At 38.1% G+C, this 15,564-nt stretch carries 15 protein-coding genes and 1 tRNA gene; 8 read left to right on the forward strand and 8 right to left on the reverse strand.

Annotated elements, in window-relative coordinates:
• Positions 1-14: 14 nt before the first annotated feature.
• Positions 15-686 (forward strand): TVP38/TMEM64 family protein, encoded by a 672-nt coding sequence (locus FFM68_RS05680; RefSeq protein WP_137618452.1) that lies wholly within the window; start codon positions 15-17, stop codon positions 684-686.
• Between the two features lie 98 nt (positions 687-784).
• Here FFM68_RS05680 and FFM68_RS05685 read toward each other — a convergent pair whose 3' ends face one another.
• On the reverse strand, positions 785-1,105 hold the full coding sequence (locus FFM68_RS05685; RefSeq protein ID WP_137618453.1) for a hypothetical protein: 321 nt from the start codon (positions 1,103-1,105) through the stop codon (positions 785-787).
• A gap of 273 nt (positions 1,106-1,378) precedes the next feature.
• Here FFM68_RS05685 and FFM68_RS05690 point away from each other — a divergent pair, with 273 nt between their 5' ends.
• Positions 1,379-2,494 carry a glycoside hydrolase family 73 protein gene (locus FFM68_RS05690; protein ID WP_137618454.1) on the forward strand — a complete coding sequence of 372 codons (1,116 nt, stop codon included), beginning with the start codon at positions 1,379-1,381 and terminating at the stop codon, positions 2,492-2,494.
• 36 nt (positions 2,495-2,530) lie between these two features.
• Here FFM68_RS05690 and FFM68_RS05695 read toward each other — a convergent pair whose 3' ends face one another.
• The 3 genes from FFM68_RS05695 to FFM68_RS05705 all read right to left on the reverse strand — a co-directional run bounded on the left by FFM68_RS05695 (position 2,531) and on the right by FFM68_RS05705 (position 3,859).
• Positions 2,531-2,749 (reverse strand): hypothetical protein, encoded by a 219-nt coding sequence (locus FFM68_RS05695; RefSeq protein WP_137618455.1) that lies wholly within the window; start codon positions 2,747-2,749, stop codon positions 2,531-2,533.
• Between the two features lie 86 nt (positions 2,750-2,835).
• The gene (locus tag FFM68_RS05700; protein ID WP_137618456.1) at positions 2,836-3,156 is read right to left on the reverse strand and encodes an AzlD domain-containing protein; all 321 of its coding nucleotides are present in this window, start codon (positions 3,154-3,156) and stop codon (positions 2,836-2,838) included.
• Entirely contained in the window at positions 3,149-3,859 is a 711-nt protein-coding gene (locus FFM68_RS05705; RefSeq protein WP_137618457.1) for an AzlC family ABC transporter permease, read from the reverse strand. The genes FFM68_RS05700 and FFM68_RS05705 overlap by 8 nt, the downstream gene beginning before the upstream one ends.
• A gap of 277 nt (positions 3,860-4,136) precedes the next feature.
• On the opposite strand from FFM68_RS05705, the gene FFM68_RS05710 reads away from it, so the two are divergent.
• Entirely contained in the window at positions 4,137-4,568 is a 432-nt protein-coding gene (locus FFM68_RS05710) for a universal stress protein (protein ID WP_137618458.1), read from the forward strand.
• Positions 4,569-4,854: 286 nt separating this feature from the next.
• Here the strand turns inward: FFM68_RS05710 and FFM68_RS05715 are convergent.
• The 3 genes from FFM68_RS05715 to FFM68_RS05725 all read right to left on the reverse strand — a co-directional run bounded on the left by FFM68_RS05715 (position 4,855) and on the right by FFM68_RS05725 (position 5,968).
• Positions 4,855-4,927: transfer RNA gene (locus FFM68_RS05715), tRNA-Gln, on the reverse strand.
• A 54-nt stretch (positions 4,928-4,981) separates the two neighbouring features.
• Entirely contained in the window at positions 4,982-5,380 is a 399-nt protein-coding gene (locus FFM68_RS05720) for a hypothetical protein (RefSeq protein WP_137618459.1), read from the reverse strand.
• A 60-nt stretch (positions 5,381-5,440) separates the two neighbouring features.
• Positions 5,441-5,968 carry a DUF308 domain-containing protein gene (locus FFM68_RS05725; protein WP_137618460.1) on the reverse strand — a complete coding sequence of 176 codons (528 nt, stop codon included), beginning with the start codon at positions 5,966-5,968 and terminating at the stop codon, positions 5,441-5,443.
• A 159-nt stretch (positions 5,969-6,127) separates the two neighbouring features.
• Between FFM68_RS05725 and FFM68_RS05730 the strand changes: the two genes are divergently transcribed.
• Both FFM68_RS05730 and FFM68_RS05735 read left to right on the forward strand, forming a co-directional pair.
• Positions 6,128-6,331: a hypothetical protein gene (locus tag FFM68_RS05730; protein ID WP_010739262.1), complete on the forward strand. Its 204-nt coding sequence runs from the start codon at positions 6,128-6,130 to the stop codon at positions 6,329-6,331.
• Positions 6,332-6,343: 12 nt separating this feature from the next.
• Positions 6,344-6,838 (forward strand): hypothetical protein, encoded by a 495-nt coding sequence (locus FFM68_RS05735; protein WP_137618461.1) that lies wholly within the window; start codon positions 6,344-6,346, stop codon positions 6,836-6,838.
• Between the two features lie 138 nt (positions 6,839-6,976).
• Here the strand turns inward: FFM68_RS05735 and FFM68_RS05740 are convergent, their stop codons facing one another.
• A complete protein-coding gene (locus tag FFM68_RS05740) occupies positions 6,977-7,573 on the reverse strand; it encodes a nitroreductase family protein (RefSeq protein WP_137618462.1) in 597 nt (198 codons plus the stop codon).
• 185 nt (positions 7,574-7,758) lie between these two features.
• Between FFM68_RS05740 and lepB the strand changes: the two genes are divergently transcribed.
• The 3 genes from lepB (at position 7,759) to addA (ending at position 15,554) form a co-directional block, all read left to right on the forward strand.
• Positions 7,759-8,301, forward strand: coding sequence for a signal peptidase I (lepB, locus tag FFM68_RS05745; RefSeq protein ID WP_137618463.1), 543 nt, complete (start codon positions 7,759-7,761; stop codon positions 8,299-8,301).
• 103 nt (positions 8,302-8,404) lie between these two features.
• Complete coding sequence (locus FFM68_RS05750) at positions 8,405-11,887, forward strand: PD-(D/E)XK nuclease family protein (protein ID WP_137618464.1); 3,483 nt, start codon at positions 8,405-8,407, stop codon at positions 11,885-11,887.
• Complete coding sequence (addA, locus tag FFM68_RS05755) at positions 11,877-15,554, forward strand: helicase-exonuclease AddAB subunit AddA (protein ID WP_137618465.1); 3,678 nt, start codon at positions 11,877-11,879, stop codon at positions 15,552-15,554. Before FFM68_RS05750 ends, addA begins: the two co-directional genes overlap by 11 nt.
• The last annotated feature ends 10 nt before the right edge of the window (positions 15,555-15,564 follow it).

Consider the following 15,564-nt stretch of genomic DNA (forward strand, 5'->3'; position numbering starts at 1 on the left):
GGAAAGGAGAACAAGTGAAAAAAATAATTACATTTATCGTGTTCGTGTTGATCGTGATTTTATCCGCTTACCAGTTTGGGCTAGTCGATTTTCTGACCGATATTGCTGGACTAAGAGAGTATTTAGAAAATCTCGGCTGGTGGGGCTATCTAATTTTCATCGTTTTATCGATTGTCGTGGCTGTCTTTTTGTTACCAGGACAATTCTTAGCTATTGTCGGTGGACTTGCCTATGGCGGCTTTATCGGCGGACTACTGACGGTTATTGGCGCTTCAATCGGCGCAAGTATTTCTTTTGTAATTGGTAAATATGTAGCAAGAGACTATATTTTACAGCGCTTCGGTAACGATCCGACTTTTCAAAAAATTGAACAAGGTGTTCGAGATAACGGTCTGTCGTTTTTGATTTTTACACGTTTAGTTCCGGTTTTTCCTTTTGCCATTCAAAGTTATGCTTACGCGATGACACCGATGAGCCTCAAAAAATTTAGTTTGATTTCTTGTTTGACTATGATGCCAGCTAGCTTTATCTATGCCTTTATGGCTTCTGAAATCGCTGCGAAAGGGGTCTCGTTGACTTTGTTAATAGAACTGACAGCCGCTGGAATTCTTTTAGCGCTGCTAGCCTATTTGCCAAAGAGAATCAGTAAAAAAATCAATCGCTTAAGCTCGGAATATAAAAAGTGAAATAAGGAAGCTGTCTATTCATAGTTAAAGGGCTATGACAACTAGTTGTCACTGCCCTTTCTTTTAGTTTATAAGCCGGTTGCTTGCTCAAAGAATGACTAGATGAAAATATAGAGAACAGTATAGATGTAATAAGCTAATACCAATAATGCAACAATACACGAGAACTTAGCTAAAAGACCGCCACGGGCAGACTTGGGAGCCTGATGAGAATGGGATCGTCTGCGGGGAGTTTCTTCTTCAATAGCCAAATTTTTAGGTTTTTGCGGACGCAAGAGAACGACCGCGAGTAAATCAATAAATAATAATCCTTGTAAAACGATACTAACGATAAAGATAATTTGATCTCCTTGAACCAACCTGAATAGAAATAGGATGATCATTAGAAGGTCAAATAGCAGTGTCAATAAAAGCGTCATAATAAAGCTCCTTCAAATAATTCAGAATAAATATGCTTTATTATAGCATAGAACAAATAAAAAAATTACGAATTCTTTGTGAATGATTCAATCGACTAATCACGATAGAGTCTAGAAATCTAAAGCTACAAGTATTTATGAAGGTACATTTTATCTTCAATAAGAGGCAAAAATATTTTACTTTATGATCAAATTTTGTTACTTTATAAATGGTAAAAGAATATAAAAAAATATTTATAACTATTTATTGATAATTATTATTTGGAGGATGTTATGGATTACAAAAAAATATTTTATTTGATAATTTTATTGGGGAGTTTTGGACCAGCGACAGTGGTTCACGGAGAAGAAACAGTCAATACCAGTTCGCCTGAAGTCAGTGATAAAATAGAAAGTATCGATGAGACAGAATATGACTCATTAGGAAATCTGCAATTTTACCATCCAATCCCATTCGAAGAGTTTACTTTAGAACCACCCGCTTTTAGCAGGTCGGCACAAAACACTCAGCAAGCATTTATTAATCAAGTAGCTCCGACAGCGAAAGTTCTAGCAAGTAATAATAATTTATATGCTTCAGTGATGATTGCACAAGCAATTGTTGAAAGTGGATGGGGGAGCAGCACCCTCTCTAAAGCACCGAACCATAACTTATTTGGAATCAAAGGAGAATATAACGGTCAATCGGTGACGATGAAAACACAAGAATGGAGCGAAAAAGATGGTTGGTATTATATAAACGCAAAATTTAGAAAGTACCCCTCGTATAAAGAGTCCTTACAAGATAACGTAACTATTTTGAAACGAACTTCTTTTCCGGCGGGGAATTATTATTATTCCGGTGCTTGGAAAAGCAATACAAAATCTTATAAAGATGCAACCGCATGGTTGACGGGTAGATATGCAACCGCTCCTAATTATGGTTCGACACTGAACAGTGTTATTGCTACGTATAACTTGACACAGTATGATACGAATAGTTCTGCAGTACAAACAAATGCCATGTATCGCCTATATAATCCAAACAGCGGAGAACATTTTTATACAGCGAATGCTGCAGAACGGGATAATATTAGAAAAGCTGGTTGGCGTTATGAAGGAATCGGTTGGCAGGCGCCTAGAAGTGGTTCGCCAGTCTATCGCTTGTATAATCCAAATGCTGGCGATCATCATTATACGCCGCATCTCGCTGAAAAAAATCACCTAGTAAAAGTTGGTTGGCGTTATGAAGGAATTAGCTGGTATTCAGGCGGAAGCAAAGCTCTTTATCGGCTGTACAATCCAAATGCAAAAGCTGGGGCCCATCACTATACATTGCTCCAAAACGAACGTGACAATCTAATCAAACATGGTTGGCGCAACGAAGGAATCGGTTGGTATGGACAATAATAAAAAACCTCGATGAAAAAATTCATCGAGGTTTTTTTAATCAACATCAGAGATTTCTGAAATAATAAAGAAGCTATGAAGGCTGTCCACTGAGTAATCATATTTCTTCCCTATCTCACGCAAAATTTGTTGGTTAGACTTTATGACCGGTTCTTTTCCATCGTATAAAGCGTCTATTTGAAGATGAATTTCGAAAGGTTTTTTGTCCTCCAACACTAAGGGTTTTTTAAAGAAATATCCAGTAATCTTTTTCATGGAATGTGCTCCTTTTGTTCTATTTTGTTATATATTACATCAGTAGAAGGAGTAAAACCAGAAATAAGCTCTATAACAAATGTTATTTAAATTAGTCGCAACAAAGCGATTCCCAAAACGCCGGTCAAGACAATTTTCATGAGGTCATTTGTTCGAATCCCAACGATCAGAGCTGGGACACAAGCGATAATTTCAGGGAAACGAAGGGTTGGAAAATGACCTTCGTGGAAATTTAAAAGGCTTTGTAACAGCAGCGCGGTTAAAATCGTCATTGGCAGATAACTTAAAAATCTTTCCAAGATAGGCGGCAGCGTGATTGCTTTAGTTAAAACAAATGGTAAGATTCGTGGGATCCAGGTGACTAAGGTACAACCTAAAATTATTAATAAATAATAAGAATTACTCATTGTTGATCAGCACCCCCGTTAAACAACCGAATAAAGTTGACAAAATAACAGAGAGTTCGGCAGTAACAAAGCGCATCAAAAGAAATAGGCTAATCGATGTCACGGCCAAAATGATCAGTGTTTTGTTTTTTCTTTTTTTAAGCGGTAGTTGGACTTGGAATAGAAAGAGACCAAGAAACATGGCTGTCAGTGCAAAATCAAATCCGAATATCGTTGGATCAGGAATAAAATTTCCTAATAATGCACCAAGAATAGTTGAAAGGATCCAAACCAAATAAGCGGTGATATTTAAACCATGCATCCAATTGCTGGTGACATTTTTTTCTTTAGCAAGAGCAGCTGTCAACACACCGTACGATTCATCTGTCAGCAGTGTTCCAATCGCAATACCGTTGACTAAGGAATCTTCTTTGAAATAATGGGCGACAGAAAGACTCATCAGAAGATGGCGTAGATTAACAAGAAAGATCGTAAAGACGATTGATAGAACAGGCGCACCAATTAAAATCAAGCCGCAGAGAATAAATTGAGCACTGCCTGCATAGACAAATGTAGACATTAAAAATATTTGCCAAATAGCCAGATGAGCAGATTTTCCTACGATTCCCATGGCGATTCCAATTCCCAAATATCCCATGACTGTTGGAATACAATCTCTTATACCGTCAGAGAAGCTAGAAGTTTGTGTTGATTGATTATTCATCCGGTCACCCTCTCATTTTGTTTTAATCATATTAGAACAAATCTAATGAAAAAACAAGAGGCAGAAATAAAAAGAGCAACAACCCAATGATAACAAGTGATCAATTGGTGGGGAAATTGTTGCTCACTTTATTTTATCATAAAAATATTGAATAAAAACTAAAAAAAATACTTTTTTGAACGAAAGTGATAAAAAATATTTTTATTTGAGCGGAATGTCTTTAGTTTTATAGAAAGATCTGTTTGAGGTATAATAGCCACAAGAGGAGGCGTTTTCAGTGAAAGAAAGTTATCATAAGATTCTTGTTGCAACGGACGGGTCAACTGCTTCAACCAATGCTTTTAATGAAGCATTAAATATTGCTGAACGCAACGGGGCAAAACTTTTTATCATTACAGTAGTCGATTACAAATTTTCAATTGGCGATCCGGCATTTATCAATGACGCATTGAAATTTCATCTTAATAATGCTGAAATCGAATTGGAGCAGCTGACGGCTAATTCAGCATTAAATCAACTGGATTATGAAACAAAAATTGATTCAGGAAATCCTAAACGCAAGATCATTGATTACGCATTGGAAATTCAAGCAGATCTGATCATTCTTGGTGCAACCGGCCGAGGCGCAGTCGAACAAGCATTAGTTGGCTCAACTGCGGAATATGTCATCAATCATGCACATTGCAATGTTATGGTAGTCAAATCTTAATCAATGTTTCAACACTCAAAAAAGTTTTTGCTTTGACCAAAGCAAAAACTTTTTTTATGTGCTTAATTCTTGTTAAGCCCTTAAACTGAAAAACTTCTCCTACAGTCTTAAAGCGACCATTTTTTGCATCAAGCGTTGCGACACTAAGCTCAGAGCCTTGGTTGATGGTATTTAAAAATATTTTTTCGCATTAGTGGTAGTCAAAATGGTAGTCAGCCCTAATGTTATATCAAAAAAATAACGGTCAACCCGTTAAGGAAGACCGTCATATCAATTGTTGTAGCTATTGGGATAGCAGGGCTCGAACCTGCACTCTTCTGATTCAGAGTCAGACGCCTTACCAGTTTGGCCATATCCCACTAAGAACAGAAAGTATTATAACTCTAGTTTTTCTATTCTTCAAATAAAGCGACTTATTTTTTTTGACTGGCTTGTTTTAATGCCGCTAAAACTAAGTTGCCGTCAGCAAAACCAAGATTGATTTTAATAATCTCAGTTTTAAAAACCAAAGTCAAACGGATGCCGTTTAGTCTCTTTTTGCCGCTGATTTCTTGACATTGATACAAATTATAGCGATAGGCTTTTTGTTTACTTAGTGCATAGAGGGTATTTCCAGAAAGCCCATAAGCCGTCAAGCCTTCCTGCTTTTTCAGACTTTCATATTTATGAAAGCCGATAAAAGAAAAAGTAAAATTTGTTTTGGGAAATGCTTGTAAGAAACGATCGAATAAAAGCATACCTTTGTCTTCATTCGTATTGTAATTGATTCCATATTTTTTAGTGAATTGATAAAGCTCGCTTGCTGTATTCATAATAACCTCGCTCTGTTTGATACTTTTAGTATAAGGGTTTCTATTAATAGAAACAATGGGTCAGCGATTGAAACGGCGGGTATTGATGAATTCAGAAACAGCCATGGTAATCAACAAGAACCCAAAAATTTGAAAGAGAATCATCATACTACTGAAAGGGTTGAACAAGAGAAAAAAGCCGGCGATCATCAGCAACGCACTATAAATCATTTGACCAGTAACTGGAAAACCATTTTTCTTAGCCGTCCAGTTTTGCATAAATTGTCCAATCGAAAAAATCAAAATGAGGAAACCTAAGAACATCGGTAAAATACTGATGATCCCTTTTGAAAACCACAGAACAACGAATGCGATGATGACACGGGTGATTCCACCGGTAGTTTCAAAGCCGACATTTCCGGTATATTTTTTCGCTCTCAAGCCGCGAATAATCTGCAAAATGCCTAAAATCAACAGATAGAAGAAAATAATATAAACGATTCCCTTAAAAACACTTTGCGGTGAAAGTAAGGTGGCAATTCCGAGAATTAGATAACAAGCGCTCCTCAGATAGCCATATTTTTTGATTGAATCGATAAAATTTGACATAAGTATCACTCCTTTAAAATAATTCTACCCGATTCGACGATTTTTTGCGACTGAAGCGAAAAAAATAATTGTAAACCATTCCATACTTCGGTATAATTGCGAATAACATTGATCCAAAAGCTAGACGAACAATGAATGTCGATACTGGAGGGCTTACTTATGAATGAAGAAGAAATTGAACTAGGAAGAAGTTATCGTTGTCATCCAATTGGTTTTGAAGAAAGTGTGGAAGGCGAAGTAATTTCTAAGATGACGAATTGCGCAGTCGTTCGTATTAACCAATGTGAAGAGATTGATCAAGAGCAACGAGATGACAAATCTAACATGGTCGTGGTAAAATATTCTAATTTCATTCCAAGTTAGAAGGCGGTTTTTTTGAGTATATTTACAATAATATTGGGGATTTTTACGATCGTTCTGTATGCTTTTTTACTGATGGTTCGCAGAGACATCGTCATCCCAGTAGTTAAACGGCGAAAGCAAGATCTTTTTTATCTTTTCTTAACAGGTCTAATTCTATGGATTGGTTTCACTAGCTGGCAAGATTTGAATGGCCGTGTTCAGACAGTTTTCGCTGCGCTAGTAATGTTGAGTTTTTTGTTGGATAAAAGAGGATTTACTGAAGAGAGTTTGATTCTTTTTAGTTTAGATAATCGTGGAATTCCTTTAAAGGAGATTGAGCGAGTAGTTTTATTCCAAGAGGAAAGCGGTTTGATCAAACTTAACTATTTTCGAAAAGACCGTCGGGGGCCAATTTTGACCTTTGATTATTCGCTAACGGAGCTTGTCGTGTTTCTTTCGACACATCTCAACGAAGGAAGTAAGTTAGAAATTTTAACTAAAGACGATCAAGATAAGAACGGTCAATAAGATGACGGAAACGTCATCTTTTTTTTGTTTGGCAAGTAGCGGACAGTGTCTGATGTGATTGTTCGAAAAACGATTTTTTTGTAATCAAAAAAAGCAATACTGAATCGATCAGTATTGCTTTCTATCATTTTTAGCGAATTAGTTGAAAACGCGGAAACGTTCGTCGTCAGCTAAGAATTCTTTTTCGTTTGCTTCAGCTTCTTTAGAACCGAAGACTAATTGAGAACGTAATTGCCAGTTAGCAGGAATGTTCCATTCTTTTGCGACAGCATCGTCGATAACTGGGTTGTAATGTTGCAAGTTAGCACCAAGACCAGCTGTTGTTAAAGCAGTCCATGTGTTTGCTGTAGCAATACCATTTGATTGTTCTGCCCAGTCAGGGAAGTTATCTGCATACAATGCGAATTGTTCTTGTAAGTTTTTCACAGTATCTGTTTCTTTGAAGAACAATACTGTACCGTAAGCATTACGGAAACCAGCTAGTTTTTCTTGTGTGTTAGCAAAAGCTTCTGCTGGAGTTAATGGTTTCAACGCTTCTTCAACGATGTTCCATAATTTTTCATGAGCTGCTCCAAATAGAATAACTGCGCGTGGTGATTGTGCATTGAATGCGGTTGGGCTATTTTTCACAGTATCTTTAATTAGTTCAGTGATTTCTTCTTGTGATAATTTAACGTCGCGGCCTAAAGCGTAAAATGAACGACGGTTTTTTAATGATTCTAAAAATTGAGACATAATAAATTCCACCTTTTCTTGTTTTGTTCTTGTTTACAAAGACTACTTTACCATCTTACAAAAAGTAAGGAAAGAAATATGCTCGCAAAAACGAAATTTTTTTCAAAGGTGGAGGATTAACCTGCAATAATCCTTTTAAAATATGATAAACTAGCGATATTAACGGAGAAAATGGAGGCACATAAATGAATATCAAAGAGATAGGAAAGACGATTCTTTATTTTTTATTTCTAGCAGCTATTTTAATTGGTTTGCGCCAATTTGTTTTTACTCCTGTAGTTGTTAAAGGAGATTCGATGGATCCAACATTGATTGATGGTGAACGTGTGATTGCTTTAAAAAATACGGAGATTAAGCGGTTCGACATCGTTACTTTCCCAGCACCTGATGATCTTGGTAAAAATTACATTAAACGAGTGATTGGATTACCTGGCGACACAGTCGAATATAAAAACGATACGCTCTACATCAATGGAAAAAAATACGATGAACCGTATTTGGATGAATTTAAAGGGAAACTGACCGACGATCAACCATTGACTTATGATTTTGATTTAAAGGAGTTATTCGGTTCGGAAAAAGTTCCGGCGGGTGAATTATTTGTATTAGGTGATAACCGCCGAATCTCAAAGGACAGTCGAATCATCGGTATGATCAAGAAAAAAGATATTATGGCTGATGTAAAATTCGTTTTTTGGCCACTTGGTCGCTTTGGAACTGTAGACTAGCAGAAATTGCTAGTCTTTTTTTGTCTTGTTTTTCGTTATGCGCTGTTTTACTGGAACTGTTATAATAAACAAGTACTATCATTTAAAGAAAAGAGGGGAAACGATGGCATTACAATTTTTGTTAGGTGCTGGGCAGAATGACGCAACAGAACAAATGATTCAGACGGCACAAGCTTGGTTAGCGCGCAGTTCAGAGAATCGGGTGTTTTTCTTAGTCCCCAATTACAATAAATTTGAACAAGAGATTACACTCTTGTCTGCTATGAAACAGACAGAAAAAAAGACAGCGTTTAGTACGATCCGCACACAAGTTTTTAGTTTTCAACGTTTGGCTTGGTATTTTTTACAGCGTGATGGACAAGTTCCAGGAAATATTTTATCTGAAGCCGGCAATGCAATGATTTTGCGAAAAATTCTCCAAGAACAGCGTGAAGAACTAACAATTTTTCGTGGCGAAGTAAATAAAACAGGATTTATTCAACAACTGGTAGGCTTCTATCAAGAAATGCAGGTTGGCAATGTCACTGTTGCAGATTTAGTTGAAAATGGGAGCGATCCAGACCAAGTTTTAAAACTGCAAGACTTGCAGAAAGTCTTTGCGGCTTATGAAGAAGCGTTGATCGATTATCAGGTAGCCAATGAGGATCCGTTATTGTTGCTGCATGATTATTTGAACGGACAAGACTTGTCACAAAGTTTGTTTATCGTCAGCGGATTCACACGGTTCAATGCTAGAGAATTGAATGTTTTGAATACATTGATGACTTGTGGGGAACTGTTTGTTTCTTTGGAATTGGATCGTCCGTATCCAAATGAAGAACCAAATCCTTTGAACCTATTTGCAGATCCAGGCAAAACCTATTTTCAGTTAAAGAAAAATGCGGACTTGCAACAAATTCCCGTACGGTCAGATCGTTTTTCACAAGCGAAACAAACGGTGTTCAATCAAATCGGCGCCTTTTGGGCAGATCAAAAAAAAGCAGATTTGTCACAAACAGAACAGATCAAACTGACCAAATATGCTACAGTAGCGGAGGAAATCCGAAAGGTCGGTGAGGAGATCCGTCATTTGGTCAGAGACGAGGGCTATCGCTATAAAGATATTCAAATCTTATTGCGGAATCCGCAAATTTATAACAGTGCGTTGCCGGATATTTTTCAAAAACTGGCCATTCCGTTTTATTTGGACGAGACGCAAGTAATGGCGGCTCATCCGTTGATTGAATTTTTACAAGCGTTGTTTTTGGTTGATAATTACCATTATCGAATCAATGATGTATTTCGTTTACTGCGCACAGAATTATTTGCCCCCTTTAATTGGGCAGCAGATACTTGGTTTTTACAGCAACAAATTTATCGCGAAAAAATCGATCAGACTGAAAATGTTTGTTTAGCTTATAATTTTCGCGGAAACGCTTGGACAAAAAAATCCGATTGGGAATTTGTTGATTATGATTTTGAGGTGGACGTTTTTAATGATGCGAAACAATTGGAAGCAAGCACCAATGAAGTCCGCCGCTCAATCCAGCAAGTATTACCGGCATTTTTTGAAAAAATCAAACAAGCGGCAGATGGACTAGAAGCCGCAACGATTTTTTATCGTTTCTTAGAAAACAGCGGAGTAAAAAAACAATTGCTTTTTTGGCGGGATCAAGAAGTTGAAAGAGGAAATTTAGATAAAGCTCGCAATCATGAACAAACCTGGCAGGCATTACTTGATCTTTTAGACGAGTATGTCTTGATCTATGGTGCAGATCCTTTCGACTGGGCCGCCTTTCAAGAAATCTTTTTAGCGGGCTTGATGAATCTATCTTACGGCAAGATTCCAACTGCGATTGATCAAGTTCGAGTCAATGATTTAGAATTGGCTCGTGTGGATCAAATGAAAGTCACATTTGCAATCGGGCTGAACAACAATGATTTTCCTGCTCGTTTTGATGATAAGGGGTTATTATCGGCAGAAGAACGCTCATTGTTCAATCAAAATTTGCCGGATGGAAAGTTTTTACCAGAAAGTAATAGTTCCAAAGTAAGCCGAGAACCGTTTTTAGCGTACTCCATTTTTCTTTCCGCGACGGAAAAACTCTATTTGAGTATGGCGGCAACAGTTGAAGGTGAGAAAAAATTAGAAGTTTCCTCCTTTTTACGTCAATTAAGTCAAGGACTTCAATTGACAATCAAAGAAAATGCGTCGTTGAAGCTAACGAGTTTACCAGAAGATCATCTAGGGACGCTGCGGACGTTGCTGTCTGATCTAATTGCTTTAAACCGTTTTGCTCAAGATGAGAATCGAGCTTTCTTGCCATCATGGCGAGAATTGCAAAAATTTATCCAAAATAGTTCGCTGGCGCCAATGGCTCAACGTGTCTTTAAGAGTTTACAAGATCTTAATGTCCCGCGGGAACTGCTGCCAGAAACGGCGGAACAGTTATATGGGAAAAATCTTTATGTTTCCGTTTCACGAATCGAAAATTTCTATAATTGCCAATATAAATATTTTGCTAATTTTGGATTAGGCCTAAAAGAACGGACGGTTTACGGGCTGACACCGGCAGCAGCAGGGGATTTTTATCATGAAGCATTGGATTATTTTTTCCATTTAATCAAAGAGCAAGGTTTGCGCTTAGCAGAGTTAAATGAAGCAGAGCGCAATCAGTTGGCTGAAGAAGTTTTGAAGAAAATTTTTGGCGAGTTGAAATTTGCCATCCTCTCCAGTTCAGCTCGAATGAATTATATTCGCTACCAGCTGTCGCGGACAATCCAAAGGGTCAGCTGGGGCTTGGTCCAGCAAGGTATGCGGACAAAACTTGAACCGCAGCAGACAGAAGTTCTTTTTGGATCAATCGGCGGACAAAAAGGGATCCCAGGAATCAACTTGCCTCTATCAAATGGCGGAAAAGTGGCAGTTCGCGGAAAGATTGATCGCTTAGACCAATTGCAAGGCAAAGAAAATGATTGGTTGAGTGTGATCGACTATAAGTCGAGTCCTCATAGTTTCAATGTGACGGATGCGTATTATGGCATCGCATTGCAATTGATCACGTACTTGGATGTGGCTGTCACCGATTTTAATCAAGCCAATGCAAAAGAGGTCAAGCCGGCGGGCGCTTACTATTTGCATATTCACAATCCTGTGTTGAAAGAACCTAAAAATATTGAAAAAGAGATGTTGAAGGCGTATCAATACGATGGTTTGTTTGCAAAAGAGCCGGAGCTTTATGATCAGCTGGATCAGAGTTTACAAGAAAAAGAAAACTCACCATTGTTCCCAATCAAAAAAGATAAGGATGGGCAAACAGTGATCGTATCGCAGTCTAAAGATAAATTTTATGATCTATCTGAGATTGAACTGCTGCGCAAATACAATCGAGAAAAAATCCAACAAGCCGGCAATCAAATTGTTTCTGGGGAAATCAAATTGAATCCAACTTATAAAGACAATCAGCGGATTGCTTGCCAATACTGTCCATTCCGCAGTGTCTGCAAATTTGACGCGATGTTGAAAGAAAATAATTATCACCGCTTAGAAAAACTTTCTAAAGAGGAAGTCTTGAAACGAATGGAGGAAGAACTGCATGACAACTAACTATCCCATCCCTCCGAAAACACCGAATGAGGTCTACACGGATTCACAATGGCAGGCGATTTATGATCAAGGAACCAATCTTTTAGTTTCGGCTTCGGCTGGATCAGGAAAAACGGCAGTGTTGGTTCGGCGTGTCATTGAAAAAATCAAACGTCAGAAGCTTTCAGTCGACCAGCTCTTAGTTGTAACCTTTACAGAAGCCGCGGCGACTGAAATGAAGGAACGTGTTCAGAGCGCTTTACAAGAAGCAATCAATGAAGAGACGAATCAAGAATTAAAAAATCATTTTACGCATCAGCTGACGTTACTGCCGACTGCGAATATCTCAACATTGCATTCTTTTTGTTCAAAAGTCATCCAGCGCTTTTTCTATTTGATTGATTTGGACCCAAGTTATCGGATGCTGACTGATGACACTGAGGAGATTTTACTAAAAGAAGATGTGTGGGATGAATTACGAGAAACGTTTTATGAAGAAAATCAGGAAATCTTTTATCGCCTGACAGAAAATTTCTCAAACGATCGCAGCGACAGCGGGTTGGAAGATTTGATCTTAGCGATGTATGAATTTGCACGGGCCAATCCGGACCCTTTTCGCTGGTTAGACGGCTTAGTCGATAATTATCGGGTTGATAAGTTGGTCGATTCAGCATTATACCAAGATTTGATCCGTCCGCAAGTTTTAAATACACTGCAAGAGATCGAGCAAAATTATCAATGGCTGATTTCAGCAAGTCAAGGAGCAGATGAACTGCAAAAAATTACTGCACTTGCTCAAACCGAAAAACAACTGACGCAGCAGATTGAACAAAAAATCAGGGAAAATGAATTGACGGATGTGTTCACATCATTTGAAACAATCAAATTTCCGACATATCCTTCACCGCGTAAAAAAGAGATCAAAGAGCTTTATGGTGATGTCATTGCGGAATGTAAACATTATCGTGATCATGCCAAACAGGAACTGCTGAAGATCAAAGAAATGTATTTTTCCGTTTCACCAGAAGAGCAAGTGGAACGATTACAAGAGGCATTGCCGATTGTTGAAGAATTGGTTCGTGTCGAAAAACGTTTTATTGAAGAGTATTCCGCGAAGAAACGGGAAAAAGGGATGCTGGATTTTAATGATTTGGAACATTTCACTTTGCAGATCTTGCAAACGGCAATCAACGGCGAAAGACCAGCAGAAAACTATTATCGCAAGCGGTTTGCTGAGATTTTAGTCGATGAATACCAAGACATCAATCAGCTGCAAGAAACGATCTTGCGTCAACTTAGCGTCGAAGAACCGGGAAATCTCTTTATGGTTGGCGATGTCAAGCAATCCATCTATGGTTTTCGTTTAGCAGATCCAACATTGTTTATTCAAAAATATCATGACTTTTCTGAAGAAACGGGTGGGCGTCGGATTATTTTGGCGGAAAATTTCCGTTCACGAAAAGAAGTATTAGATTTCACCAACTTGATTTTCAGCCAGTTGATGGATCCGGCAGTCGGACAGATTGAATACGACAAACAAGCAGAATTGGTCAATGGCTTTACTGCTTTTCCTGAAACAGATAGTTTTGCCCCTGAATTATTGATCTATCAAAAAGCGGGCGAGGTACCTGAATGGATTGAAGACAAATCAATGGGCGAGATCTTTATGACGGCGATGAAAATTCGCGAGCTGATCGACCAAGATTTTGAGATCTATGATAAAAAAGAAAAAGCGATGCGGCCGGTTCGTTATGAAGACATCGCTTTATTGATTCCGACTAGAAGCAACAATCTGACGATCTTAGAAATATTTAAACAATTAGGTATTCCTTTAGCTATCAATGATACACAAAATTATTTTCAATCAACAGAATTGCGAGTAATCATTTCCTTGTTGCAGATCATTGATAATCCGTATCAAGATATCCCGCTGGCAGCTGTTTTACGTTCGCCGATTGTGGGCTTATACGAAGAAGAATTGGCACAAGTACGATTGGCCTTGCCGCAAAAAGATTATTATCAGGCAGTGAAAAGCTATCTTCAAACAAATGAAGATGCTACTGCCAAAAAATTATCAGTTTTTATCAGTCAATTAAATGAGTGGCGTGAATTTGCCCGCCGAGAATCATTGGCAGATCTATTGGTGAAAATTTATAATGAGACGGCTTATTTAGATTATGTTTTAGGGATGCCAGCAGGGCAACAGCGGCATGCGAATTTGTTAGCATTGATCGAGCGAGCAAAAGATTACGAACGCAGCAGTTTCCGCGGGTTATACCAATTTATCCGTTTTATTGAAAAAATGCAGGAAAAAGATAAAGATTTAGGCGAACCGCCGACTGAAGAAATCCAAGATGCTGTCCGGGTAATGACTATCCATGGAAGCAAAGGCTTGGAATTTCCCGTAGTCTTTTTAATGGATATGAGCAAAAGTTTCAATGTCCAAGATACTCGAAAAAATTATGTATTTGATGAACGCTTGGGACTAGGAGTAAAATTGTTGACGCCGGATACCCGGATCAGAAAAGATACCTTGTTATTCCAAACAGTCAAACAAAAGAATCTGAATAAACTGTTGTCAGAAGAAATGCGGAAACTTTATGTCGCGCTGACAAGAGCTGAACAAAAATTGTTCCTTGTTGGCTCTTATGATAATGAAGAAGCGGCCTACAAAACTTGGAGCAAAGGTTCTTTGAATGAAAAACTTGTTTTAGATGAAGGGCTTCGGAACGGGCAAAAGGACAGTTTCTTTGATTGGGTAGGGTTGACGTTATTTAGACATCCGATTATGGACAATTATCAAAAAGACTATGGAATCAATCAACTGCCGAGTTTAAAACAGCATCCAGCCGTTTTCAAATTGAATTTCATTGAACCGCAAGTAATCGAAAAAGCTGTTCAAGAGTATCTTCCAGAAATCAAAACATTGGAGATTCCGCAAGGCGCAATCAATATTCAACCGTTGAAGCAGCGATTGTTGTTTGAATATCCGTATCCTGAAGCGACAAAAACTACGAGTTATCAATCGGTGTCTGAACTGAAACGATTATATGATGATCCTGATAATCGTGAGACACTAAGCTTGACGGCTGCTCAGCCGCAATATCGTTTTACCGAAAGCGAATTGAGCGAACCCAAATTTTTAGGAACGAAAAAGGAGCTGTCACCGGCTGAAATCGGCACGGCTACGCATCTAGTAATGCAATTATTATCGCTAAAAGAAAAACCGCAGCGTAATACGATCGAAACATTGCTTGAAGAGCTCGTTTTACGTCAAACATTGACCTCGGAAATTGCTGAAAAAATATCGATCGATACTATTTTGCGATTTTTTGATTCTGAATTTGGCAGTTATTTGATTCAGCATGCAGCGCACGTATCTCGTGAAGAACCTTTTGCGATGTTGCTGCCGGCAGATCAACTATTCAGCGAGTATCAAAATCAAGATGAGATTCTGATCCATGGAATTATTGATGGATATTTAGAATTTGATGATAAAATCCTCCTGTATGATCTAAAGACTGATTACTATACGCCAGAAAGAGAACAGCAGCTGATTGATCGTTATCGTAGTCAATTATATCTGTACCGGGATGCCTTAGAAAAAGCCAAACAAAAACCTGTTGAGGCGGCCTATTTAATTTTCTTACAAGGAAACCGAGCAATCAATTTGTTAAAAACTCCTTAGGGATAGGCAA

The organism is Enterococcus xiangfangensis (assembly GCF_005405365.1).
In the GTDB taxonomy this organism is placed as follows: Bacteria; Bacillota; Bacilli; order Lactobacillales; family Enterococcaceae; genus Enterococcus_A; species Enterococcus_A xiangfangensis.

Bases quoted from the DNA above. Each gene is read 5' to 3' on its own strand.
- FFM68_RS05685 (WP_137618453.1), bottom strand. From the start codon at position 1,105: ATGACGCTTTTATTGACACTGCTATTTGACCTTCTAATGATCATCCTA.
- FFM68_RS05690 (WP_137618454.1), top strand. From the start codon at position 1,379: ATGGATTACAAAAAAATATTTTATTTGATAATTTTATTGGGGAGTTTT.
- FFM68_RS05695 (WP_137618455.1), bottom strand. From the start codon at position 2,749: ATGAAAAAGATTACTGGATATTTCTTTAAAAAACCCTTAGTGTTGGAG.
- FFM68_RS05700 (WP_137618456.1), bottom strand. From the start codon at position 3,156: ATGAGTAATTCTTATTATTTATTAATAATTTTAGGTTGTACCTTAGTC.
- FFM68_RS05705 (WP_137618457.1), bottom strand. From the start codon at position 3,859: ATGAATAATCAATCAACACAAACTTCTAGCTTCTCTGACGGTATAAGA.
- FFM68_RS05720 (WP_137618459.1), bottom strand. From the start codon at position 5,380: ATGAATACAGCAAGCGAGCTTTATCAATTCACTAAAAAATATGGAATC.
- FFM68_RS05725 (WP_137618460.1), bottom strand. From the start codon at position 5,968: ATGTCAAATTTTATCGATTCAATCAAAAAATATGGCTATCTGAGGAGC.
- FFM68_RS05730 (WP_010739262.1), top strand. From the start codon at position 6,128: ATGAATGAAGAAGAAATTGAACTAGGAAGAAGTTATCGTTGTCATCCA.
- FFM68_RS05740 (WP_137618462.1), bottom strand. From the start codon at position 7,573: ATGTCTCAATTTTTAGAATCATTAAAAAACCGTCGTTCATTTTACGCT.
- lepB (WP_137618463.1), top strand. From the start codon at position 7,759: ATGAATATCAAAGAGATAGGAAAGACGATTCTTTATTTTTTATTTCTA.
- FFM68_RS05750 (WP_137618464.1), top strand. From the start codon at position 8,405: ATGGCATTACAATTTTTGTTAGGTGCTGGGCAGAATGACGCAACAGAA.
- addA (WP_137618465.1), top strand. From the start codon at position 11,877: ATGACAACTAACTATCCCATCCCTCCGAAAACACCGAATGAGGTCTAC.